Annotated in this window: 2 protein-coding genes; both read right to left on the bottom strand. The window is 51.9% G+C overall.

Features of this window, described 5'->3' with window-relative positions; genetic code table 11:
• Positions 1-36 precede the first annotated feature (36 nt).
• Positions 37-384: a hypothetical protein gene (locus EIY71_RS28440; RefSeq protein WP_178083807.1), complete on the bottom strand. Its 348-nt coding sequence runs from the start codon at positions 382-384 to the stop codon at positions 37-39.
• 8 nt (positions 385-392) lie between these two features.
• Positions 393-1,690 (bottom strand): RHS repeat domain-containing protein (locus EIY71_RS28435; protein ID WP_178083806.1); only part of this gene is annotated, 1,298 nt, incomplete at its 5' end.

The following is a 1,690-nucleotide window of genomic DNA, read 5'->3' as shown; positions in this document are numbered from 1 at the left end:
CAGCAAATCATCTCTCCACCACTTACTGACGATCTCCTATATCTGTTCAACAAAACCACGAGAGTCTATTATTTCAGTTTCATCCCACGCGAGCACTCTCGGATCATCATAGTCGCTCTCAAACTCTCCAGAAAAATCAAAATCAGTATCCTGCAAATGATTTTCAAGGAGTTTATAAATCAAAAACCTATGGCGATAGGTTAAATAATCAAACTCCGGAACAATGAAACTCTTAATTATTTCGTGTTGATCCTCATACTGATTAGGATCATAAACCCACAACGCCTTACCAAGCGTCTCTTCGCGATCGTAAATCGATATCCCACTCAAAACATGGGAGAGTCGAGGTTCATATGGAAGTCTTGTAAATGGCAGCATCAACATAATCTTACCTATCGTGGAAAGCCAGTAAATGGTCGTTTGACATCTCGCTTATCAAATTTCACTTCCGCCCCATCCAAGCTATCTATATATCGAGGATTGCTTAGATCTCTTTCATTGGGCTTGTAACCACGGCCTGCTCCTGGCAGTCTCATCCTAACAATAGGGTTTTGATCAGCATCATATCCTGTCGGCTCAGGAATTTTTTTATGCATCCTAGATAAAGCAAAATGCAACGCCCGAAACTGCATCATCCAACTATTGAATTGAGAACTTGGCCCCACCATCCCTCTAACGCCTTTTTTTGTTGGATGCGATCCGTCTATAGACCTCTGCTTTAAAGCTGCATCATCAATTTCTGGCCCATGCTTTTCTACAGAGTGCATTCTGTATTGTCTGTTCCAAGCTAATACCTGACGCTTAGCTTCAGCTTCATTTTGTGGCCCATCTTTGCCAACGGCCGGAACGATTGGCAACCCTTGATTGACGTTAGGTCTGTTAGCCTGAGTTGGTACTGAGCACTTCTGGATCTTATTGTTTTTGGGCGGCGGACAATTGGACGTCAACCCCAACGGATCCACCCACCCCGTCGGATTCGGCACATACCGGTACTGATTCAACCCACCCGCCAACTTCACCGGATCCGGCGTCAGGTACCGCCCCACCTCCGGGTCGTAATACCGGTGTCGGTTGTAATGCAGCCCGCTTTCTTCATCGAAATACTGCCCCTGAAACCGTAGTGGCTGGTTCAGGTAGTCCTCGGTCGCGAGCTCCAGCGAGGTGACCTTGCCGTAGGCGCTGTATTTAGCGGACCAGACGATCTCGCCGCTGTAGTCGGTCAGTTCCTGCGGGGTGCCGAGGTGGTCGAGCTGGTAGTAGAACGGGCAGGCGCGTTTCGGGCCTTTGCCGTCGAGCATGGCCAACGGGCGGAAGGTGCCGGGTTCGTAGATGAAGCTGCGGTGCTGGGTTGGGCTGCTTTCGGCGATCAGGTGGTCGCCTTGCCAGAAGAACTCGGTGGTCTGGCCGTCGACGGTTTTGCGGATGCGCCGGCCGAAGGCGTCGTATTGGTAGGTCGCGGTTTTGCCGTCGGGGCGGGTCAGGCCGATCAGGCGGTGCTGGCTGTCGTAGCGGTATTCGGTGACAAGGGTTTGCGCGCGGCCGCGGCGTTCGCGGATCAGGTTGCCGAAGGCGTCGTAGTCGTAATGACGATCGCCCTGCATCAGCAGGCGATTGCCTTTGATCTGTGTCGGACCGGGGCGATCCTGCATCAGCAGGTTGCCGGCCGGGTCGTGGGCGAAGGTTTCCGGCA

The sequence above is a fragment of the Pseudomonas sp. CH235 genome, from assembly GCF_004368175.1.
In the GTDB taxonomy this organism is placed as follows: domain Bacteria; phylum Pseudomonadota; class Gammaproteobacteria; order Pseudomonadales; family Pseudomonadaceae; genus Aquipseudomonas; species Aquipseudomonas paraglycinae.
Note: the sequence above shows the minus strand (reverse complement) of the source record. Positions and strands in the feature narration are given on the sequence as shown.